The organism is Microbacterium sp. MYb62, from assembly GCF_002979475.1.
Taxonomy (GTDB): domain Bacteria; phylum Actinomycetota; class Actinomycetes; order Actinomycetales; family Microbacteriaceae; genus Microbacterium.
The window spans coordinates 1-21,813 of record NZ_PCOY01000036.1; the positions used below are offsets into that span (position 1 = coordinate 1).

The 21,813-nt window shown below is 68.4% G+C and carries 19 protein-coding genes; 14 read left to right on the forward strand and 5 right to left on the reverse strand.

The genetic code is table 11. The features are described from left to right. Positions 1–217 precede the first annotated feature (217 nt). The 9 genes from CQ042_RS19590 to CQ042_RS19630 all read left to right on the forward strand — a co-directional run bounded on the left by CQ042_RS19590 (position 218) and on the right by CQ042_RS19630 (position 11,015). A complete protein-coding gene (locus CQ042_RS19590; RefSeq protein WP_258132366.1) occupies positions 218–1,009 on the forward strand; it encodes a DUF1684 domain-containing protein in 792 nt (263 codons plus the stop codon). Between the two features lie 38 nt (positions 1,010–1,047). After that, positions 1,048–2,097 (forward strand): biotin/lipoate A/B protein ligase family protein, encoded by a 1,050-nt coding sequence (locus tag CQ042_RS19595; RefSeq protein WP_105672120.1) that lies wholly within the window; start codon positions 1,048–1,050, stop codon positions 2,095–2,097. Beyond that, positions 2,076–3,152, forward strand: a complete 1,077-nt coding sequence (locus CQ042_RS19600) for a site-specific DNA-methyltransferase (protein WP_258132367.1) — start codon at positions 2,076–2,078, stop codon at positions 3,150–3,152. Before CQ042_RS19595 ends, CQ042_RS19600 begins: the two co-directional genes overlap by 22 nt. 198 nt (positions 3,153–3,350) lie before the next feature. Next, positions 3,351–4,550 carry an ROK family transcriptional regulator gene (locus tag CQ042_RS19605; protein WP_105672121.1) on the forward strand — a complete coding sequence of 400 codons (1,200 nt, stop codon included), beginning with the start codon at positions 3,351–3,353 and terminating at the stop codon, positions 4,548–4,550. 64 nt (positions 4,551–4,614) lie between these two features. After that, positions 4,615–5,979 (forward strand): extracellular solute-binding protein, encoded by a 1,365-nt coding sequence (locus CQ042_RS19610; RefSeq protein ID WP_181157649.1) that lies wholly within the window; start codon positions 4,615–4,617, stop codon positions 5,977–5,979. Between the two features lie 32 nt (positions 5,980–6,011). Then, a complete protein-coding gene (locus CQ042_RS19615) occupies positions 6,012–6,947 on the forward strand; it encodes a carbohydrate ABC transporter permease (protein WP_105672123.1) in 936 nt (311 codons plus the stop codon). Then, on the forward strand, positions 6,944–7,828 hold the full coding sequence (locus tag CQ042_RS19620) for a carbohydrate ABC transporter permease (RefSeq protein WP_105672124.1): 885 nt from the start codon (positions 6,944–6,946) through the stop codon (positions 7,826–7,828). Before CQ042_RS19615 ends, CQ042_RS19620 begins: the two co-directional genes overlap by 4 nt. Further along, on the forward strand, positions 7,828–9,600 hold the full coding sequence (locus CQ042_RS19625) for a family 20 glycosylhydrolase (protein WP_105672125.1): 1,773 nt from the start codon (positions 7,828–7,830) through the stop codon (positions 9,598–9,600). The genes CQ042_RS19620 and CQ042_RS19625 overlap by 1 nt, the downstream gene beginning before the upstream one ends. Before the next feature lie 11 nt (positions 9,601–9,611). Next, positions 9,612–11,015, forward strand: coding sequence for an alpha-L-fucosidase (locus tag CQ042_RS19630; RefSeq protein WP_105672126.1), 1,404 nt, complete (start codon positions 9,612–9,614; stop codon positions 11,013–11,015). A 38-nt stretch (positions 11,016–11,053) separates the two neighbouring features. Here CQ042_RS19630 and CQ042_RS19635 read toward each other — a convergent pair whose 3' ends face one another. Continuing rightward, a complete protein-coding gene (locus CQ042_RS19635; protein WP_105672127.1) occupies positions 11,054–11,623 on the reverse strand; it encodes a TetR/AcrR family transcriptional regulator in 570 nt (189 codons plus the stop codon). Between the two features lie 149 nt (positions 11,624–11,772). Here CQ042_RS19635 and CQ042_RS19640 point away from each other — a divergent pair, with 149 nt between their 5' ends. From CQ042_RS19640 to CQ042_RS19650, 3 genes are read left to right on the forward strand one after another with little or no spacing between them, the layout of a single operon-like run. Next, on the forward strand, positions 11,773–13,080 hold the full coding sequence (locus tag CQ042_RS19640; protein ID WP_105672128.1) for an MFS transporter: 1,308 nt from the start codon (positions 11,773–11,775) through the stop codon (positions 13,078–13,080). A gap of 29 nt (positions 13,081–13,109) precedes the next feature. Then, positions 13,110–14,621 carry a carboxylesterase/lipase family protein gene (locus CQ042_RS19645; RefSeq protein WP_105672137.1) on the forward strand — a complete coding sequence of 504 codons (1,512 nt, stop codon included), beginning with the start codon at positions 13,110–13,112 and terminating at the stop codon, positions 14,619–14,621. Between the two features lie 41 nt (positions 14,622–14,662). Beyond that, positions 14,663–15,367 carry a phosphatase PAP2 family protein gene (locus CQ042_RS19650; RefSeq protein ID WP_146115439.1) on the forward strand — a complete coding sequence of 235 codons (705 nt, stop codon included), beginning with the start codon at positions 14,663–14,665 and terminating at the stop codon, positions 15,365–15,367. Between the two features lie 102 nt (positions 15,368–15,469). Here the strand turns inward: CQ042_RS19650 and CQ042_RS19655 are convergent, their stop codons facing one another. The 3 genes from CQ042_RS19655 to CQ042_RS19665 are packed head-to-tail and all read right to left on the reverse strand — an operon-like array spanning position 15,470 to position 17,728. Further along, complete coding sequence (locus tag CQ042_RS19655; RefSeq protein ID WP_105672130.1) at positions 15,470–15,817, reverse strand: cupin domain-containing protein; 348 nt, start codon at positions 15,815–15,817, stop codon at positions 15,470–15,472. Then, entirely contained in the window at positions 15,814–17,217 is a 1,404-nt protein-coding gene (locus CQ042_RS19660) for an FAD-binding oxidoreductase (RefSeq protein WP_105672131.1), read from the reverse strand. Before CQ042_RS19660 ends, CQ042_RS19655 begins: the two co-directional genes overlap by 4 nt. Positions 17,218–17,260: 43 nt before the next feature. Then, positions 17,261–17,728 carry an Lrp/AsnC family transcriptional regulator gene (locus tag CQ042_RS19665; RefSeq protein ID WP_105672132.1) on the reverse strand — a complete coding sequence of 156 codons (468 nt, stop codon included), beginning with the start codon at positions 17,726–17,728 and terminating at the stop codon, positions 17,261–17,263. A gap of 99 nt (positions 17,729–17,827) precedes the next feature. Here CQ042_RS19665 and CQ042_RS19670 point away from each other — a divergent pair, with 99 nt between their 5' ends. Together CQ042_RS19670 and CQ042_RS19675 are read left to right on the forward strand one after the other, a co-directional pair. Continuing rightward, positions 17,828–19,279, forward strand: coding sequence for a gamma-aminobutyraldehyde dehydrogenase (locus tag CQ042_RS19670; RefSeq protein WP_105672133.1), 1,452 nt, complete (start codon positions 17,828–17,830; stop codon positions 19,277–19,279). 345 nt (positions 19,280–19,624) lie between these two features. Beyond that, positions 19,625–20,884: a low temperature requirement protein A gene (locus CQ042_RS19675; protein WP_105672134.1), complete on the forward strand. Its 1,260-nt coding sequence runs from the start codon at positions 19,625–19,627 to the stop codon at positions 20,882–20,884. Positions 20,885–21,023: 139 nt separating this feature from the next. On the opposite strand, the gene CQ042_RS19680 is transcribed toward CQ042_RS19675, so the two are convergent. Further along, on the reverse strand, positions 21,024–21,548 hold the full coding sequence (locus tag CQ042_RS19680) for a GNAT family N-acetyltransferase (protein ID WP_105672135.1): 525 nt from the start codon (positions 21,546–21,548) through the stop codon (positions 21,024–21,026). Between the last annotated feature and the right edge of the window lie 265 nt (positions 21,549–21,813).

The following is a 21,813-nucleotide window of genomic DNA, read 5'->3' on the forward strand; positions in this document are numbered from 1 at the left end:
GTCTCCCTCCCCGCCATCCGTGGCCGAGACCCACGGTCGTCGCCCATACCCATCGCGGCGCCCGCACGCGGGCGTGGGTCTCGACGAGGCGTGGGTGTCGGCGCGAGATGTTCCCTGACGGCGCGGGTATGACGCGGCGTTACGCGCGGTGAAGGCGTGTGACGCGACCGCCTCGCCGGCCGCGGGGTCGCCGTAGATTCAGGGCAATATTCCGCGCATGAGCGAGGAGAGCCCCGCGATGCGGTGCCCTCGCACGGGAGGGACCGCTCCGATGAGCTTCGTGAAGGACTGGCAGGACTGGCACGCGTCACGCGAGCGCTACGCGGGCTCGGAGTACGGTCCGTCGGCGTTGGAGTCGACGAACTGGCTCATCACCGAGGCGGCGGCCGTCGACGGCATTCCGGGGCTCTGGGCCCTCACCGGCGACGGGGCCATCCGCGGCAGCGAGCTCGGACAGGCGGGCTCCACCGTGACGCTGCGCGGTGGGGAGAGCATCCGTCTCGGGCGTCGCGAGCTGCGCGTGTTCGAGCGCCACGGCACGCTCGCGCTGCGCGTGCTGAACCCGGCACGTCCGCAGCGCGAGTGGTTCACGGCGATAGACGCATACGCCCCCGACGAGCGCTGGCGGCTGCCGGCCGTGTTCGAGCAGACACCGGATGAGCAGATCGTGATCACATCAGTCGACGGCGATGCGCGGGAGACGCCGGTCGCCGGGCGGCTGCGGTTCGAGCTGGCCGGGGCGGCGCAGACGCTGACCGTGACCAGGAACGGCCAGGGAGCGCTGAGCGCCGTGTTCGCCGACGGGACGAACGGGCTCGAGACTTATCGCTTCCGGTTCCTGCCGGTGGACGAGCCGGCCGCCGACGGCACGGCGGTGATCGACTTCAACCGCGCCTACCTGCCGCCGTGCGCCTTCTCGGACCAGTTCGTGTGCCCGCTCCCGCCTCTCGGCAACCGGTACTCGACGCCGATCCGTGCCGGCGAGCGCGTGGTGGTGCTGGGCGGCTGACCCGCCGGATCGGGGGCCGCGCGCCTTAAGCTGGAACCGTGCACGGTGAATACAAGGTCCCAGGGGGAAAGCTCGTCGTCGTCGATCTCGAGGTCGAGGACGATCGGATCGCCCGCTTCCGTCTCGCCGGAGACTTCTTCCTCGAGCCCGACTCGGCGCTGGACGACATCAACGCGGCGGTGAACGGGCTGCCCGTCGAGTCGGATTCGACCGCGATCGCTGCGGCCGTCCGCGGCGCGCTGCCGGACGGCGCCCAGCTGCTCGGCTTCACGCCGGAGGCCGTCGGCACCGCGGTGCGCCGCGCGCTCGTGACCGCGCCAGGATGGCGCGACTTCGACTGGGAGATCGTGCACGAGAAGGCCGTCTCGCCGCGGATGAACCTGGCCCTCGACGAGGTGCTCACCGCCCGTGTGGGCGAAGGGCGTCGCCGCCCGACCCTGCGCATCTGGGAGTGGAACGAGTCCGCCGTCGTGATCGGCTCGTTCCAGTCGTATCGCAACGAGGTCGACCCCGAAGGTGCGGCGAAGCACGGGTTCGACGTCGTCCGCCGCATCTCCGGTGGCGGGGCGATGCTCATGGCCGCGGGGCAGATCATTACCTACTCTCTCTACGTGCCGGCATCCCTGGTCGCGGGAATGACCTTCGCCGACTCCTACGCCTTCCTCGACGACTGGGTGCTGCAGGCGCTGCGCTCGCTCGGCATCGACGCGGTCTACCAGCCGCTCAACGACATCGCGAGCCCGACCGGCAAGATCGGCGGCGCCGCGCAGAAGCGCCTCGCCAACGGGGGTGTGCTGCACCACGCGACCCTGTCGTACGACATCGACGGTCAGATGATGACCGAGGTGCTGCGCATCGGTCGAGAGAAGCTGAGTGACAAGGGCACGGCGTCTGCGGCGAAGCGCGTCGACCCGCTGCGCAGTCAGACCGGACTCGAGCGCGCCGAGATCATCGAGCGCTTCAAGGCCACCTTCCGTTCGCTGACCGACGCCGAGACCGGGTCGATCTCGGTCGACGAGTACGCCGACGCGGAGGCGCTCGTGGAGTCGAAGTTCGCCACCGAGGCATGGCTGCATCGGGTGCCGTGACGGCCGTCGAAGACGAATCCGAAACGCGGGGGAATGCCGCTTCCTCGGCCGAATCGACCGAATCCGACCGAGGCGAGCGCGATTCTCCGACGCTGGCGCCGGGTGCGGTGACGATCGTCGAGGGGGACAACCTCCGGGTCGCGGCGACCCTGCCGTCGGGCTCCTTCACGCTCGTGTATCTCGATCCGCCGTTCAACACCGGCCGCACGCAGGAGCGACAGGTGGTCACCGCACGGCGGATGTTCGCGCCCCAGGAGGACGCGTCCGATCTGGGCGCGCCGGCCGCCGAAACGGGGGGTGCGGAACCGGGGGCCGCGGCCCCGGTCGCCCTGAGCCCTGCGCCGAAGCCGGCGGCGACCGAGCCGGAGACCGAGGTGCGGCACGGGTTCCACGGCCACGCGTACGAACGGGTGCGCGGGATGCTGCGCGCCTACGACGACCGCTTCGACGACTACGGCGCCTTCCTGATGCCGCGGCTCGAAGAGGCCTGGCGGCTGCTCGCCGACGACGGCACGCTGTATCTGCACCTCGACTACCGGGAGGCGCACTACGCGAAGGTCATGCTCGACGCGGTGTTCGGGCGCGACTGCTTCCTCAACGAGCTGATCTGGGCGTACGATTACGGCGCCAAGTCGCGCAGCCGCTGGCCCACCAAGCACGACACGATCCTGGTCTACGTGAAGAACCCGCGGGAGTACGTCTTCAACTCCGACGAGGTCGACCGCGAGCCCTACATGGCGCCGGGGCTGGTCACGGCCGAGAAGGCCGCGCGCGGCAAGCTTCCGACCGACGTCTGGTGGCACACGATCGTGCCGACGACCGGGCGTGAGAAGACCGGCTACCCCACGCAGAAGCCCGAGGGGATCCTTCGGCGCATCGTGACGGCCTCGAGTCGGCCAGGGGATCGTGTGCTCGACCTGTTCGCCGGCAGTGGCACGACCGGTGCCGTCGCCTCGGCGCTCGGACGCGACGCCGTGCTCGTCGACGACAACCCTGAGGCGGTCAGGATCATGAAGGCGCGGATGCCCCACGCCGAGGTGACGACTCCCGGCTGAGTCGGCCGCGTCCGGGGGGAACGTGACGCCGGCGCCGCGGTCACCGCGGGCCTGTCTGGTCCCGCCGCGCATCCCGATTCCTGTCCCGCAGGTCGGAATCCTGCGAACAAGGGTTGACATTCTTCGGTCCGGGTAGCAAATTGGTAAGCAACCAATCTATTAACCCCCTCGCGAAGCACCCCGAAGGAATCGACGACGATGCCGGAGTACGACAGCCGCAGCCTCACACGGGTCCTGCATGACACGCTCGTGTTCGAGGAGCTCTGCGCCCAGGGCCCGCTCACCCGGGCGGAGATCGCTGAACGATGCGGGATCACGAAGATCACCGTCCTCGACATCACGGAGCGGCTGCAGGCACTCGGCCTGATCGAGCAGGCGGGCAAGAAGGAGACGGGCGCCCCGGGCCCGAAGGCTGCACTCTACGCGCCGATCGCGTCCGTGGCCTATGGAGTCGGTATCGAGCTGCACCGTCATTCCGTCTCCGTGGAGATCGAGGACATGGCGGGGAACACCCTCGCCGTGCACACGCACGACGAGGGGCAGCGCGAGGTCGGTCCGGCAGCGCTCCTGCGCGCTGTCCGGGACGCGTGCGCGCTCGCCGGTGTGGACCCGCAGCAGTGCACGTCGACGATCGTCGCGACCTCGGGTGGAGTGCACCGGGAGACCGGGCGGCCGCTGTCCTGGGAAGTGCCGCACTGGAAGAGGAACCTGCCGGCCGATCTGGGCACCGTGCTCGGCGGGTCGATAGAACTCGAGAACGAGGTGAACCTTCGGGCCATCGCGGAACGCGCGGTCGGGCGATGCCGGGAGGAGGACGACTTCGTCTACGTGGCGCTCGGAACCGGTATCGCCGCCGGCATCGTCCGCGATGGGCAGGTCGTCAGCGGACGCAACGGCCTCGCGGGGGAGCTCGGCTACGCGGTCGTGGTCCCCGGCATCGCGGCAGGCGAGGGTATCGCCGCCGCCGTCAGCCTGCACCAGATCCTGGGCGGCGATGCCATCCTCGAACTGGCCCGGTCCCATGGTCTCGACGGTGCGGACGCGGTCGCGGTCATCGTCGAGGCATTCGGGTCGGCGGACGATCCTGTCAGCGCGGCGATCATCGAGGAGTACGCGAACCGCGTCGCCGTCGCCGCCTCCATGCTGCTCGCCGTGCTCGACCCCGCAGTCGTCGTGCTCGGAGGCGACTTCGGTCTGGCCGGGGGCTCCGTCCTCACGGAGATGGTCGTCGAGCGCCTGCACGACATGTACTCGCCGTTGCTCGTCCCGCTCCCGCCGGTCGTCGCCTCCCAGGTCACCGAGGCCCCGGTCCGCACAGGAGCGATGGCCTCGATGCGCAACCGGCTGCGAACCTCGGTGCTCGAGGCTGCCGGATATCGCACAGACACGCGCCCCTGAGACCGGCGCACTCGATTTACACCCTCCCATGCAGGCGTCAGGTGCGCCCGAAAGGAAAAGTTCGATGATGAATAGAGGATCGGCGCGCGTCGCCGCCGTAGCCAGCACAGCGATCGTGGTCATGGCTCTCACCGCATGCTCCACATCGGAGGCGTCGTCCGGTGTCAAGAACGACTCCGGATGCGATGTGCAGCCGGAATCGCGTGGAAGCGAGCCGCTCACCGGGGAACCGTCGGGAGAGATCACCTTCCAGACGACGAATCTCAAGAAGGACTTCAGCGGCTTCTTCGAACCACTGATCGCGGAGTTCGAGGAGCAGAACCCCGAGGTGACGGTCACGTGGATCGACGACCCGGGTGATCAGGACTTCGAGTCCCGCACGCTCGCACAGGCGCGCGCGTGCGACCTGCCCGATGTCGTGAACCTCAACATCACCGCCGTGACGGGTCTCAACGAGGCCGACCAGCTCATCGACTTCAGTGCGAAGGCCCCTGACGTCGGGAGCGTGTACGTGGAGTCGGTCTGGGATTCGATCGCGTTCGACGAAGGCGCGCAGCACCCTGCTCTTCCCTGGTACTGGTCTCCGTCCGTGCTCACGTACAACAAGGAGCTCCTGGAGAAGGCCGGGCTCGACCCGGAGAATCCGCCGACCACCAGCGAAGAGTTCTTCGATGTCGCGCAGACGATCGGCGAGGAAGCCGACGGCGAGTTCTACGCGCTCAACGGAAACGTCGCCTGGGACTTCCTCACCGACTGGCAGGCGGCGGGCGTCGAGATGATGAACGACGATCACACGGAGTTCACGTTCGCCGATGATCCCCAGGCCATCGCCTACGTGCAGGGGCTCGCCGACGCCTACGCCGCAGGTGCGATCGCCCCGGACAGCGTCGCAGGCTCCCCCGACCCGACGGAGGCGTACTCCGCCGGCCAGGTCGTGTTCGGCACGCGCAATGCCTCCTTCCTTCGTTATCTGCGCGACAACGCCCCGTCGATCTACCCCGTCACCGGCGTCGCCTCTGCGCCGCAGAGCACCGGGAAGACGCCCTTCGTTGGCCAGTACATCGCCGTTCCGAACACGACCGAGAACCCGGAGGCGGCCGTGGCCTTCGCCGCGTTCCTCACGAACGACGCGAATCAGCTCGCCTGGGCGAAGGACCCGGGTGTGGTCGTCTTCCCCTCGAGCACGGAAGCGCTGAAGGATCCGTTCTTCTCGGCGACGGCCGACGGCGATCCGCTCTCGCAGGCTCGTGCGGTCGCAGCGGAGGACGCTCTCGATGCCGCGTTCAGTCCCGCGATGATCCACTTCGGTGCGGCGGTGACGGCGGAGACCACCAAGCAGCTGCAGCTCGCCACCATCGGCGAGATCTCCCCGGAAGAGGCCCTCCAGGCCGCGCAGGACGCGGGCAATCAGCAACTCGCATCGAAGTAGGGACGGTCGCCTCGATGGGAAAGGAGCGCAGCATGACAGATCTTCCGCGCCCGAAGGCCCGTCGCCGCTTCGGCGCGACCGGAGTCGCTCGCTATCGCCGCTGGTGGACCCCGCTGGTGTGGTGCACGCCGATGCTCATCGGTGTCGTCTGGTTCCACTATGTGCCGTTCGCCCAGACGGTCGGGCTGTCGTTCACCGACGCCCGTCCGCTGGGCGGAGCGGTGAACTTCGTCGGACTCGACAATTACGCGCAGCTCCTGCAGAACTCCGCGTTCTGGAATGCGACCCTCAACAGCGTCCTCTACATGATCCTCGCGGTCCCGCTGATCGTCGTGCTGCCGCTGCTGCTGGGCGTGCTCGTGTCGACCAAGCTGCCGTTGATCGGCTTCTTCCGTTCGGCGTTCTACATCCCGGCGGTCGCATCGACCGTGGTCGTGGCGCTCGCATGGCAGTTCCTGCTTCGCGCAGACGGCCCGATCAACACCATGCTCCTCGGACTCGGCTGGGTGCAGGAGGCGCTTCCGTTCCTCACGGACCGCTGGCTGCTGCTGTTCTGCTCGGTCGCCCTCACGGTGTGGAAGGGGCTGGGGTTCTACATGATCCTGTACATCGCCGCGCTCGGCAACGTCGACAAGAGCCTCTACGATGCCGCCGAGATCGACGGCGCCTCCGCATTCCGGAGATTCTGGCACGTGACGCTTCCCGGCGTGCGGCCCATGATGGTGCTCGTCGGGGTGCTGTCGGCGATCGGATCGCTCCGTGTCTTCACCGAGGTGTTCATCCTCGGGGGAGCAGGCGGTGGCATCGGGGGACGCAACGCCACCCTGCCGTTCTTCATCCGCGAGGTCGGGCTGAGTGTCGACGGCAACCTCGGCCTCGGATCGGCGGCGAGTGTGCTGCTGTTCCTGCTGACGCTCGGGTTCATCGTGGCGAGTCAGCGCCGCCGGAAGGATGAGGTGGCGGCATGACCACGCAGACGGAGACGCTCGTCATGCTCGGGCGGCGGTCGAAGCCGCAGATCAACACGCACCGTGCGAGGGCCGCGGCATTGCGGTACGTGCTGATGGTGCTGGTGCTGTTCGTCTCGCTCGCCCCGATCGTCTGGCCGATCCTGACCTCGTTCAAGGCGCCGGGAGAGGACATCTTCGGCGCGAACGCGACCGTGCTCCCGCAGGACTGGTCGCTGTTCGCCTACGAGAAGCTCTTCCAGGACATCCCCGTGCTCGGGTACATCGGCAACAGCCTGACGTACGCCGGCCTGGCGATCACGAGCCAGCTGATCTTCGCGACGATGGGCGGCTACATGCTCAGCCGTCCCGGCTGGCGGGGGCGCTGGCTGATCACGGTCCTCGTGCTGTCGGCGATGATCTTCCCGTTCGAATCGATCATGCTCTCGCTGTACACGCAGGTGCAGATGCTCGGCCTGCTCGACACGATCCTGGGCGTCTGGCTTCCCGGATTCGTGAGCGTGTTCAACGTGCTCATCCTGCGGTCCGCGTTCATGGCCGTCCCGGACGCGCTCGAGGAGGCCGCGTACATCGACGGTGCCGGCGAGTTCCGTCGATTCTTCTCGATCTTCCTGCCGGCGGCGCGCGGTGCCCTGGTGATCGTCGTCCTGATGTCCTTCATCGGTGCGTGGGACGATCTGCTCTGGCCGCTCATCGCCCTGCAGTCGAACGAGAACTTCACGCTCACGCTGGGCCTCGCGACGTTGAACAGCAGCTTCGGTTTCGATGTCCGCGTCATCCTCGCGGGAGCGGTGATCGCGCTGGTGCCGGTGGTCATCATCTTCCTGGCCTGCCAGCGTCACTTCTTCCGTGGCGTCGAAGAGGGCGGAGTGAAGTTCTGATGGCGGGATTCGCTCCGCATCCGAAGAGCGTCGAGCGGAGGAACGGCGCCGTGGACATCCGCGGCGGCTTCGACCTCGACGATCGCTCCGGAGGCGATGCCTGGAGGGTGCGCGGAGGGTCGTTCTCGTGTGGCTCGGTGACGGCGGAGCACCCCGCGCCGGTTCGGCTGTCGATCGACGTCGATCAGAGTCTCGGTCGGGACTGCTCCGTACTCGATGTCACGCACGCGGGGATCACGGTCCGCGGCGGCGACGGCGCCGGTGTGCTCTACGGGGTGCAGCTGCTGCTCCGAGCGGTGAGGGCCGCTGAGGGGGGAGGGCTGCCCGAGATGCGCATCGAGGACGCGCCGCGCCTTGCTGTCCGCGGCATCTGCCTCGATCTCGGGCGACGATACTGGAGTCTCACGACGCTGTACTCGCTCGTCGACGAGATGGCATGGCGCGGTCTCAACCGGCTGCAACTGCAGCTCACCGACTGGAACGGCTTTCGGGTGAGGCTCGCGGGTGAGCGCTTCGCCGTGCTCGCCTCGGACGATGCGTACGAGGTACAGGAACTGAACGACCTGATCGCCTATGCCCGAGAGCGCAGCATCCGGGTGACCGCCGGGATCAACCTGCCCGCTCATGCCACGGCCCTGATCCAGGCTATGCCGGAACTGCGCTTCGGGCATGAGATCCTCGACGACGGCGCACGCTGGGTGGGATGGAAGACGGACGGCTGGTTGGTCGACTTCCTCGACACGGACAACCGCGCGTTTCTGCACGCGCTCGTCGCCGCGTTCGTGGAGCAGGTGCATGCGGATGCGCACCATCTCGGGGGAGACGAGTGGTTCTCCGATGCGGAACTGGGCCTTGCCGCGGAACTGTGCGCCGAGGCGGCGCGAATCGGCCGCGTCTCCGGACGCGCCGCTTCTCCCGCCGATGTGGTCACGGATTTCATGAACGAGCTCGCGGCCGCGCATCTCGACGCGGGACGCAGCATCGAGGTGTGGAGCTGGCCGGGCTTCTTCGGCGAGGACCGCGCGGTGGTACTCGATCACCGGCTCTCGGTCACCGCCTGGGATGACGACATCGCCGATATCGTGGCGATCACGGATGCCGGGTATCGGGTGATCGCGTCTCCGGAGAAGACTCACTATGTGACGCCGCGCACGGCTCCGGGAAATCTCGCCGGCGTGAACTACGTCGCCGTGTCCGGCGAGGAGCTCCTGAGCGTGCGGGTTCCGCACGTCGCCGGCGAGCAGTTGTGCGTCTGGGCGGACTGGGCCGAGGAGCAGGCCGACGACTACTTCAGCTGGTACATGGAGCACGCCCTGCCGCTCTTCGCCGAGCGGGCATGGGGCGACTTCGCGCGCCGCACTCCGGTGGCTGTGGCCGATGCCTTCGACGCGACACGGCGTGATGGTCGGATGGACGCCGTCGTCGAGGGCGCGCGGATCGTCGTCCGCACGAGGGATGCCGTTCGCGCTGTGCGCCTTCTGCCGCACCTGCCTGCCGGGCGAAAGGCGGAAGGGGGCAAGTGGCTGCCGGAGGTGCAGCGAACGCTGGACGCCTGCCGTGGCATCCGCGTGCGCGCCCGCGGGGAGACCGGAGTGTGGCGCACGGTGCATCGGATGGATCACCAGCTGGCAGACGCGTGGCGCTGGTTGCGTCTGGACGCTGCACATGACGTGGTCGACCTCGCGATCGAGCCCGATGACGCCCCCGTTCGTGTCCAGTGGGTTCTCCGGGATCCGCTGACCGACGATCTCGCCCCACGAAACTCCCGATAAGGAGCACGATCATGTCTGACGCCCGCGAAGCGCCGATTCTCCTGCAGCCGAAGGCCGCAGGGATCGTCGAGGAGCGCCCCGACCCCGGGTATTCTCCGCCGCGCGACCCGCTCAGCGCGGCCGCTCTCGAGCGGTGGCGAGATCACAAGTTCGGGATCATCATCCATTGGGGTCTGTACACCGGCCTCGGATTCGACGGCAGCTGGACCCTGTGCCGCACGAATGACGAAGCGTCGATGCTGCTGCCGGACTGGTTCGACGGCGACGAGGACGCCTGGAGTGCGTTCTACGCCCAGTCCCGGCGGAGCTTCGATCCGTCGTCGTTCGACGCCGAGGAATGGGCGACGGCGAGCGCCGGTGCCGGCGCGCGATACGTGATCGTGACCAGCAAGCATCACGATGGCTTCTCGATGTACGACACCGCACAGTCCGACTATCGGATCACCGCGGCGGACGTGCCGTTCGGCAGGGACGCCCTCCGTGAGACGTTCGACGCCTTTCGCGATGCCGGGCTCGAGACGGGCGTCTACTTCTCCAAGGCGGACTGGCATCACCCCGGCTATTGGTCGCCCGAGGAGTCGATCGTCGACCGGTTCCACAACTACGACATCGCCGCGCATCCGAACCGCTGGGAGGAGTTCCGCAGGTTCACGGCCGCGCAGATCGATGAGCTGCTGACGGACTACGGCGACATCAATGTGCTCTGGCTCGACGCGGGGTGGGTGCATGCGCCCGAGGAAGACCTCCGGATGCCGGAACTGGCAGAGCGTGCGCGCGCTCTGCAGCCGGGGATCCTCGTGGTCGACCGTGAGGTACACGGGCCCCAGGAGGACTATCGGACTCCGGAGCAGCGGGTTCCCGAGTCTCGTCTGGATTGGCCGTGGGAATCCTGCGTGACCCTCTCGGACACCTGGTGCGCCACGACGGAGGACGAGACCGACGCCAAGACGCCGGAGGAGATCGTCGACATGCTGGTGCACGTGGTCGCCCGCGGCGGCAACCTGCTGCTCGGGATCGGCCCTGATCGAAACGGAGCCATGCCGCCGTCGTACGCACGTGTCCTCGCGGGGGTGGGGGCATGGCTCGAGTCCAACGGCGCCGCGATCTTCGGCACCCGTCCGGTTCCGCGCGAGTGGATCCGCGGCAACGGCGGACGGGAGAGCCTCGATGCGGCGGGTCGGACGTGGTGGCTCACATCGCACGACGGTCGGTTGCACCTCATCGACCTCGATCGGGGGAACACGTCGCCGCATTCTCTCGTCGTGCCGCTCGACCCCGCGCTGACGGTGACCAGGTGCACGATGGCGGGCGTCGACGTCGGGTGGCGGCAGGGGGCGGACGGCGCCGTGTCGATCGATCTCCCGGGCAGGAGCGGGGGGACCGGTCAGCTCAGTCTCGATTTCACGACGCGGTGACGCCGGTCGGCGGGGTCGGGTCGATGGATTCGACCCCGTCAGGCCGGGCGCAGAAGTACGAGGAACTGCTCGATCTCGGCCGCCATGTCGAGTGAGGGGTCGAGCATCCATGCGGCCTGGAGTCCGTCGGCCAGGGCGTGCAGGGTGCGGACGACCCAGGCGGGGTCGACGTCGTCGCGGAGGCGCCCGGCCTTCTGATCCTCGGCGACCTGGGCGCGGGTGAGCGCCTCGACCCGTTCGGTGCGCTCGCGGAAATAGGCGTGTGCGGGGTGCGAGGGGTCTCCCGCTTCGGCGGCGAGCTGGGCGTAGAGCTGCACGAGCCCGGGCACCGAGGCGTTGTGGCGCATGACCGCGAGGAAGGCGGCGGAGGCGTCTTCGCCCGCGTACTGCTGCTCGTCGCGGTCGTCTCTGGCGCGGAGGATCGCGACGAAAAGCTCTTCCTTGCTGCCGAAGTAGTGCAGGAGCCCGGCGGGGCTGAGGCCGGCGGCATCCGCGATCTCACGCACTGAGGCCTTGCGGTATCCGTGTTCGGCCACGACGGCGAGGGCGGCCTCGAGGATCTCCTCGCGCTTCGCGACGCCCTTCGCGTATGCCCCTCGTGTCGCCATCGCTCCAGGGTAACCGTCACGGCGAGATCACAAAAACCAAACAACGTTCGTGAATGGCTTGCGAGCGTGGTGTCGGATCTGTCACGATGTGCGATGAATACCGAACGGCATTTGGTATTGACCCTGAACCCGCTCAACGAGGAGCAACCATGTCCGTGTCCCCGCTCGACCCCGCCGCCGAACTCGCCCCGACCGGCACGATCCGGTCCGTCCCGCCCGCAGCGGGGGAGCCGGCCGCAAGCCCGCCGGCGAACAGGCGGCTGCTGCCCAGCCTGCTGATCGCCTCGCTCACCCTGTTCGCCACATACGGCGGCCTCATCGCGATCCTCCTGCCAAGCCAGGTGCTGATGATCGATGAGGCCAACAAGGTCGGCAACCTCGCCATCGTCACCACGATCTCCTTCGTGTTCACGCTGTTCGCGCAGCCGATCGTCGGGGCGTTGAGCGACCGCACACGATCGCGTTTCGGACGCCGTGTGCCGTGGATGGTGCTCGGCGCGATCGTCGGCGGCATCTTCCTGTTCGGCTTGGGATCGCTGAGTGACATCCTCTGGATCACGGTGTTCTGGGTCATCATCCAGGTGGCGCTGAACTTCTTCCAGGCGCCGCTCACCGCGATCACCGCCGATCGCTTCCCCCGCTCGAAGCGCGGCGGAGCGAGCGCCATGATCGGGCTCGGCACGCAGGTCGGCATGACGGTCGGCATCATGCTCGCCGGCGCCTTCGCCGCCCAGATCGGCATCGGCTACGCCGTCTTCGGCGGTGCCGTGATCGTGGCCGCACTGCTGTTCGCGCTCGTGAACCGGGACTGGTCGTCGAAGGAGGCCGCCGTGGACGCGTTCCGCTGGGGCGCATTCTTCCGGGGCTTCTGGATCGACCCCCGCCGTCACCCCGACTTTGCGTGGGCCTTCGCCGCGCGATTCCTGCTGATCCTCGGCTACTTCGTCGTCAGCGCCTACCAGCTCTACATGCTCACCGACTACATCGGGCTGCCGCTCGCGGAAGCCCAGGGCGCCGTCGTCACCCTGACTCTCGTGGCGTTCGTCCCGACCCTGATCGCGATCGCGCTCTCGGGCTGGTGGAGCGACAGGGTCGGTCGCCGCAAGGTGTTCATCTACGCGGCATCGGTCGTGATGGTCGCGGGACTCGCGATGCCGTTGCTGCAGCCGAACATGACCGGCATGATCCTGATGAGCATCATCAACGGCATCGGCTTCGGCCTGTACATGTCGGTGGATGCCGCGCTGATGACGGAGGTGCTGCCGAACGAGGGCGTCTCGGCAGGAAAGGATCTCGGCATCCTCAACGTCGCGACCAACGTGCCGCAGGCGCTGAGCCCCGCGATCGGCGGTGTCATCATCACGGCCCTCGGCGGCTACGCGATGCTGTTCGTCTTCGCGATCGTGTTCGTGATCCTCGCCGCCGTCGCGACCGCGCCGATCAAGGGAGTGCGCTGATGACCGCGCAGGGACAGGAGAATGCTGTGATGACCGATACCGACTTCGACACGACCGCCGACTTCGTCGAGGTGGCCACCGCCGCAGGACGGGTGCGCGGACGCTGGCGCCCGACCACGGGTGGGCGGGGGAATCCGCGGTCGGCGGGGTTCCTCGGCATCCCGTTCGCGGAGGCGCCGATCGGCGAGCTGCGCTTCCAGGCCCCGGTGCCGAAGGCGCCGTGGGAGGGTGTGCGCGATGCGCTCGATTTCGCGGCCACCGCGCAGCGCGGCGATCCGGGGGTGACGCTCATCCCCGAGCCGAGCATCGAGGGCGACTCCACGCTCAATGTGAACGTCTTCACCCCGGACCCGACCCGTGCCGAGCAGGGGACCGGCCTCCCGGTGCTGGTGTGGATCCACGGTGGCGGGTACTTCGCGGGCTCTCCGGCGAGCTCCTGGTATGACGGTCGCAACTTCAACCGCGACGGCGTCGTGACCGTGTCGCTGTCGTACCGCCTCGGCTTCGACGGCTTCGGTTGGATCGAGGATGCGCCCTCGAACCGCGGCGTGCGCGACTGGCTGCTCGCGCTCGAGTGGGTGCAGCAGAACATCGCCGAGTTCGGTGGCGATCCGGCGCGGGTCACGATCGCCGGGCAGTCCGCCGGTGGAGGCGCGGTGATGACGCTGCTCGGCATGGAGAAGGCGCAGCAACTGTTCCAGGGTGTGTACGCGATCTCCGGTGCGCTCGCCGACGTCGCCCCGGCGCGTGCCGAGGCGTTCGGTCGTGGACTCGCTGCGGCCGCGGGGGTCGAGCCGACCGTCGCCGGGTTCTCGTCGCTGTCCGAGGAGCGCGTCCTCGAGCTGCAGAAGAAGGCGACAGAGCTCGGGCCCGATTCGCTCGGCAGCGTCGTCGAGGACGGTCTTCCGCTCGGACCGGCCGTCGACGGCGACCTGCTGCCGCGCTCGACGCGCGAGGCGCTCAGGGCCGGTGTAGGCGCCGACAAGCCGCTCGTGCTCGGTGCGACGGATGACGAGTTCACGATGGTGTTCGCCGGCTCCGAGAAGAAGCTGCGCTGGGTGCCGAGGTCGCTGCTGCTGAACAAGCTCGGTCTGCCGAAGAGCGTGCGGCGGGAGTATCTCGCGGCCAACGCCGACATCACCGGGCTCGGCAACGCGCGGGTGGGTGGTCGGCTGCTCACGGACCGGATGTTCCGGTCGGCCCTGTTGAAGATCGTCGCCGACCGCGGTGACGCGCCCACCTGGCTGTACCGGTTCTCGTGGCCGTCGGGACACTTCGGCTTCGCCGAGCACTGCCTCGACGTGCCGTTCTTCTTCGACTGCCTCGATGGCCCGGCGATGGAGCCGCTCGCCGGCCCGAACCCGCCGCAGGAGCTGGCCGACGAGGTGCACGGCGCCGCGGTGGTCTTCATCGCCGGTGGTGACCCCGGGTGGCCGCGCCATCAGGGGGCGAAGGGCATCGCCCGGGTCTACGACGTGCCGACGCGTGACGTCGCCGACGCCTACGCCTCGGTGCGTCCGCTGCTCGGAACGTCGTCGTGACGACGGCTGTCGCGGTCGGGGACGCTACCCGACCGGCAGCGATGCCCCGCCCACGATGGATGCTGTGGACCGCGCTCGGGCTGCTCGCGGTGTTCGTGGTCCTCGCGATCGGAGTGCTGGCCGCCCCGGACGCCCCCTGGTCGCAGGGCCTCGACGATCTGTGGCGCAGCGGCATCGGGGTCGGGCCGGAATCGACGGTGCCCGGGTTCGTGCTGGCGCAGATGTTCCAGCACCTCGGGCAGGTGCCCGGCGCGGTGCTCATGATGATCCTGCTCCCGCTCGTGCTGGTGCTGATCGGGCGGTGGCGTTCCGCGTTGTTCGTGCTCGCGGTGCAGCTCGCCGGCCCCGGACTTCTGTCACAGCTCACGAAGAACCTCGTCGACAGGCCACGTCCGGCCGAAGACACCGCCGCAGGACTCTTCGGTCCGCTCGTGCAGGTCGACCACGGCTCGTTCCCGTCCGGGCACTCGGTGAGCATGGCGGCGATCATCATCACGGTGCTCGCGCTGATCCCGGCATCCGCGGTCTGGGTGCGCCGGATCTGGATCGTCCTCGGGGTGCTTCTCGCGGTGGGCATGGTGTGGCAGCGCACGCTCATCAATGCGCACTGGTTCACCGACACGTGCGCCGGACTGATCGGTGGCGCGGCCGTGGCGCTGCTGCTGTGGTGGGCGTTCCTGCCGTGGCTGCGGCGCGATCAGGAGCGCACGGTGTGGTTCCTGCGGAAGGCGGATGCCGCGGGCTGAGGCTCGGGCGGAGGCCTCGGGCTGAGGTCTCGGGCGCCGACGCGGAGACGCCTGGAGGGCGACGAACCCCGGCGTCGCACGTGCCGGGGTGATGCTCCGCAGTCAGGCCACGTAGATCTTGCGGAGCGTCTCGGTGACGGTCCAGGTGGTGCGCATGCCCTCGGCGAGGCGCACCACCGAGCCGGGCCCGACCTCGAGGTCGGGCAGGCCGGACGAGGCGAACGCGATCGTGGCGCGGCCCGACAGCACGACGAACACCTCGTCGGCCTCGGTGTCGGTCGCGGTGCCCGGGGTCATCTCCCAGATGCCGACCTCGATCCCGCCGAGCGTCGCCAGCTCGTGCACGGCGGTCGTCGGGGCGCCGTCGAGCACCTCATCCGCGGGGAGAGACTCGTGTGCGAGGGTCAGAGTGCCGGCATCCACTCCCGCCCCGGCAGCGAGACCGGTCACGAGTCGAAGCCCATACCGACGGCGTCGAGCGTTTTGAGGAACAGGTTGCGCTTGCCCTCGTTGTGGTCGGCCTGGTTCATCGCCGCGCGCACCAGGTTGACGCCGATCGACGCGGCGGGTTCGGGCGGGAAGGGGAGGGGCTTCTCGCGCACCATCCGCAACTCGGTGCGTTCGGTCTCCTCGCCGGACAGCTTGTCGAGCATGACGTCGGCCGCGAAGCGCGCAGCGCCCACTCCGAGGCCGGTGAACCCGGTCGCGTAGGCCACGCGTCCCTTGCGGGCGGTGCCGAAGAACGCGCAGAACCGGCTCGACGAGTCGATCGCCCCGGCCCAGCGGTGCGTGAAGCGCAGGCCCTCCAACTGCGGGAACGTCGTGAAGAAGTGCGAGGCGAGCTTGCGGTGGCTCTCGATGCGGTCCTCGTACTCTGGGCGCACCTTTCCGCCGAAGTGGTAGACCGCGTCATAACCGCCGAACAGGATGCGGTTGTCGCCCGTGAGCCGGTAGTAGTGGAACTGGTTCGCGCTGTCGGCGAGACCCTGCCGGTTCGACCAGCCGATCGACGCCAGCTGCGCGTTCGTGAGCGGCTCGGTCATCAGCACGTAGTCGTACACCGGCACGGTCATCAGGCGGTTGCGCTTGAGGAGCGAGGGGAAGACGTTCGTGCCGAGGGCCACGGCATCCGCGACCACCCGGCCGTTCGGGGTGACCAGGGTGATCGGACCGGACCCGTCGCCCTCGATCGCGCGCACCAGGCTGTGCTCGTAGATCTCGACTCCCAGATCGGCGGCCACGCGCGCCAGCTCCACGCCCAGCTTGGCGGGGTGCACCAGGGCGCAGCCGTCGCGATCCCAGTCTCCGGCGAGGAAGGTCTCGGAATGCACCTCGGCCTGCACCGCCTCGCGGTCGAGGTAGCCGGGCTCGCCGCGGAACCACGCGACCTGGTGCGGTTCGATGGCGACGGCCAGCTGCCCCGTGCGCTCGAACTCCGCGTCCATGTCGTAGCGCGCGACCGTCTCAGCGATGCCGTCGAGATTCTCGTGGCCCAGCTCCTCGAGACGATCGATCTCCTCCGGCCACCGGTTCACGCCGTTCTCATGGCCGTGGGTGAGGCTCGACTCGCAGAAGCCGCCGTTGCGACCGGATGCCGCCCACGCGATCCGCGAGGCCTCCAGGAGGACGATGCGGCGTTCGGGGTCGCGCTCCTTCGCGCGCACCGCTGTCCACAACCCGGCGTATCCGCCGCCGACGATGGCGAGGTCGGCGCGGACGGTTCCGTTCAGGCGGGTGTGCGTCGGCCGATCGACATCATCGAGCCAGAAGACGCGCAGGGTGGTGTCGCGGAGGGAGTCGTCGATGACGGACGGCGCCGGCTGCTGGCGTTCGAAGACGGTGGTGCCCATTGTTCTCTCCGTTGTGTGCGATGCGCGATCCGGGGTGCGCGCGTCAGCGCGTGCCCCAGTTGTAGAGGTCTTTGTAGAGGCCGGCGTAGAGCATGCTCTCGGTGTGCGCGACGCCGGGGATGGTGCGGATGCGCGTCGCGATGAGGTCGATCAGGTGCTCGTCGTTCTCGCACACAGCTTCGACGAGGATGTCGAACGTGCCCAGCGTGACCACGACGTAGGCCAGTTCGGGGATCGCGGTGAGTTCTTCGGCGATGGCGCGCGGGTCACCCGAGACGCGGATGCCGATCATCGACATGCGGTGGAAGCCGAGCTGCATGGGGTCGGTGACCGCGACGATCTGGATGATTCCGGCTTCGGTCATCCGCTGCACGCGCTGGCGGGCCGCGGCCTCGCTGAGTCCGACCTCGCGGGCGATCTCGGCGTAGGGGCGGCGTCCGTCCTCCTGCAGCAGCTCGACGATGTGCTTCGAGATGTCATCAAGGGCAGGCTGCGACGGCTTCGTACTCATGCGTCGATATTGTCAGCCGAGCCGATGGTTTGCAACTGATTCCGTTGTTTCCTTTGGCCAGATCTTCAGATTCCGTATCAATGCGGATACCATGACCCCATGTCCAGTCACCTTCTGAAGAACTCCGCGCCGTTGCAGAACTTCATCGGCGGCAGCTACGTGCCCGCGAGCGGGGCAGGGCGGATGCCGCTCATCGACCCGGTCACCGAAGAAGCCTACGGCGACATCCCCGTCTCGGGCGTCGGCGACGTGGACGCCGCCTATGCCGCCGCATCCGCCGCCTTCCCGATCTGGCGCGACACCACGCCCGGTGACCGGCAGCTGGCACTGTTCCGCATCGCCGATGAGATGGAGTCGCGGGCGGAGGAGTTCGCCGACCTCGAGTCGCAGGACACGGGCAAGCCGCGCGCGAGCCTCGTCGCCGACGAGATCATGCAGTCGGTCGATCAGCTGCGCTTCTTCGCCGGCGCCGCCCGCAGCCTCGAAGGCCGGGCGGCGGGGGAGTACCTGGCCGGGCACACCTCCTTCGTGCGGCGCGAGCCCGTGGGCGTGATCGGCCAGGTGACCCCGTGGAACTACCCGCTGAACATGGCGGTGTGGAAGATCGCCCCCGCGCTCGCCGCCGGGAACACGGTCGTGCTGAAGCCCGCGGAATCGACGCCTCTCACGACCCTGCTGCTCGCCGAGATCGTCGCGCTGCACACGCCCGCCGGCACGCTCAACGTCGTGCTCGGCGACCGGGACACGGGAGTCGCACTGGTGGAGCACCCCACGCCGCAGATGGTGGCCATCACGGGGTCGGTGCGGGCGGGCATGGCCGTGGCGCGCTCGGCGGCGAACGACGTCAAGCGCGTGCACCTGGAGCTCGGCGGCAAGGCGCCGGCGATCGTGTTCGCGGATGCGTCGATGGAGAAGGCCGTCGACGGCATCGTCAACGGCGCCTTCTTCAACGGTGGACAGGACTGCACCGCCGCCACCCGTCTGCTCGTGCATGAGTCGCAGCACGACGAGCTGGTCGCCGCACTGGTCTCCAGGGCGCGGACGCACGCGCGCACCGGCGGCCCGCGCGAGGAGGGGGTGCTTTACGGCCCTTTGAGCAGCGCCGCACAGCTCGCGCAGGTGCAGGGCTTCATCGACCGCTTGCCCGCGCACGCCACGATCGAGACCGGCGGGGGTCGCCAGGGCGATCGGGGCTACTTCTGGGAGCCCACCATCGTGTCGGGCGTGCACCAGGACGACGAGGTCGTGCAGGGTGAGATCTTCGGGCCGGTGCTCACAGTGCAGACCTTCTCGGAGGACGACGAGGCGCTGGAGATGGCGAATGATGTGCCGTATGCGCTGGCCGCGTCGGTGTGGACGACCGATCACGCGCGGGCGATGCGCTTCTCGCGCGATCTCGACTTCGGCTGCGTATGGATCAACACGCACATCCCCTTCGTGTCGGACATGCCCCACGGCGGGTTCAAGCACTCCGGCTATGGCAAGGACCTCTCGCAGTACGGTTTCGACGACTACACCCGCATCAAGCACGTGATGAGCGCGCTCGGCTGAGGGAGGCGGCGTCGTCCGGCGGCCAGACCCGCGCTGGGCGGCGAGGCCCAAGCCGTGCGTCGCGTGCGTCGCGTGCGCGGCGTGCGCGGCGTGCGCGGCGTCGAGGTCCGCGGCCGGCGTCGAGGTCCGCGGCCGGCGGACGAGGCCTACGCCCGGCGACGAGGCCTACGCCCGGCGACGAAACCCACGATGCCTGACCGGTTTCAGATGGGTCTCGAAGGCGAGCGTGGGTCTCGACGGATCGCGGGGGTGCTGGCAATGGCGGCGTCGGTCTACGATCGTGGTCCGACGACTCTGGGGGTTCACATGTCGACGCCTGCCTATTTCCGCCATGGACTGCGACGGATGACCGGTCGTGATGCGACCGAAGCGCATCGTGCGGCCACTCCGCTCGAGCTGCTGTTCGACCTGACGTTCGTCGCCGCGTTCGGGGTCGCCGGCAACGAACTCGCGTCGGCGATCGCCCACGGAGACTTCGTCGCCGGTATCGGCGGCTTCTGTTTCGCCATGGTCGCGATCGTGTGGGCATGGATCAACTACTCGTGGTTCGCCTCGGCTTTCGACACGGATGACTGGCTGTTCCGCGTGCTCACCATGGTGCAGATGGCCGGCGTGGTCGTGCTCGCGATCGGGCTTCCGCCGATGTTCGCGTCGCTCGAACAGGGGCAGCCGGTCGCGAACGAGGTGATGGTCGCCGGCTACGTCGTGATGCGGGTGGCCGTCATCGCGCAGTGGCTGCGCGCCGCGCACGGCAATCCGCAGTATCTCGCGGTCGCCAAGACCTATGCGCTGGTCATCGGGATCGCCCAGGTGGGCTGGGTGATCCTGTTGTTCCTCCCGCTCGACCCGATGGGGTTCCTTCTCGGAGCATTGTTCGTGTCGGTGATCGACTGGTCGAGTCCGATCGTCGCGGAGACGAAGGGGCTTCGCCACGGCGGTGCGACGCCATGGCATCCTCATCACATCGTCGAGCGCTACTCGCTGCTGGCCATCATCGCCCTCGGGGAGACCGTCTTCGGCACGCTGGCCGCGGCCCAGGCCGTGACCGAAGCAGAAGGGTGGTCGTTCTCCTCGATCATGGTGATCGGTCTGGGTATCGTGATGGCCTTCGCTCTCTGGTGGGTCTACTTCATGGTGCCGAGTGCGCCGATCCTGGCGGTGCGTCGATCCAAGGCGCTGGTGTGGGGATATGGGCATATCCTGCTCTTCGCCGCGATCGCCGCGGTCGGCGCGGGGCTGCACGTCATCGGCTACGTGTACGACGACCACTATCACGTGAGCACTCTCACGGCGATCTCGTCGATCGCGATCCCGGTGCTGGTCTTCATGGTCACCTTGTATCTACTGCACGCCTGGCTGGTGTCGGAGTTCCCCAAGAACTCCCCGTTGCAGACGGCCGTCCTCGCGCTGCCCGTGCTCGCGATCGTGCTGGCGGCGGTGGGACTTCCGTTGTGGGTGTGCCTGCTCACCGTCGTGATCTCGCCGATCGCCATCGTCCTGTCTTTCGAGCTCGGAGCCTGGCGTGCGCTCGAGGCCCAGCTCGACCGTGCGGTGGGTGCCAGCCCTTCAGTCGCGGGTGACGCGGGGCGCTCGGCCGCGAGCTGACGCGGGGCGTTCGGCCGCGAACTGACGCGGGGCGATCGGCCGTGAACTGACGCGGGGCGATCGGACGCGAACTGACGCGGGGCGATCGGACGCCGAAACCTGAAGGTCGAGTGCGCGAGGAGTCAGCAGGCGTACGAGGTCAGGGCAGCAGCGACTTCACGCGCCGGTGCTCGCGCAGGGTGAACTGCGGGCGCTCCTCGATCTTGATGGCACCGTCTTCGAGCCAGCCGTGTCGGGCATAGAAGGCGTCGGCGCGGTCGTTCCCGTCGAGCACCCACAGGTAGGCACGGTCGTGGCCGGCGTCGGCGATGCGCTGCTCGGCTGCGACGAGAAGAGCGTGGCCAGCGCCTGTCGACCAGACTGAGGGATCGGCGTAGATGCCATACACCTCTCCGTCGGACAGGCCGTCGGGGTCGCGGCCCGAACCGAGTGAAGCCCAGCCGACCACGCGTTCGTCGCGGACGGCGACGACGGTTCCGAGGCTGGTCGGCAGCGGGTCGGCGAAGATACGCCGCCAGCCGTGCGCTCGCTCGTCGACGGAGAGACCGTCGAGCACGGATTGATCGATGAGCCCGGAGTAGGCGGCCTGCCAGGAGCGGACGTGCACGCCGGCGATCTCTTCGGCATCTTCGGTGCGGGCTTCGCGGATCACCAGCGGGCTCATCCGTCCACCCTATGCGGGACGTGAAGAAGGGGCATGGAGATGTCGTCTCCGGAGACCGGGTGACGACGGCGGGATTCGGACGCATGGACAAGAGTCTGTGGGTCTGCGGAAGTGGCGGCGGGCCCGGGCTCGTGCTTCTTCGGCAGTTGTGGAGAAGTGTTTTGCGGATGGTTTTGTGGAGTGTTCGCGGTCGTGGCGCGTGTTCTGGAATATCACGTTGATCGGGGTTTTTCCGGGTGGGAATGTCGGTGGTCCCGGGTTGACT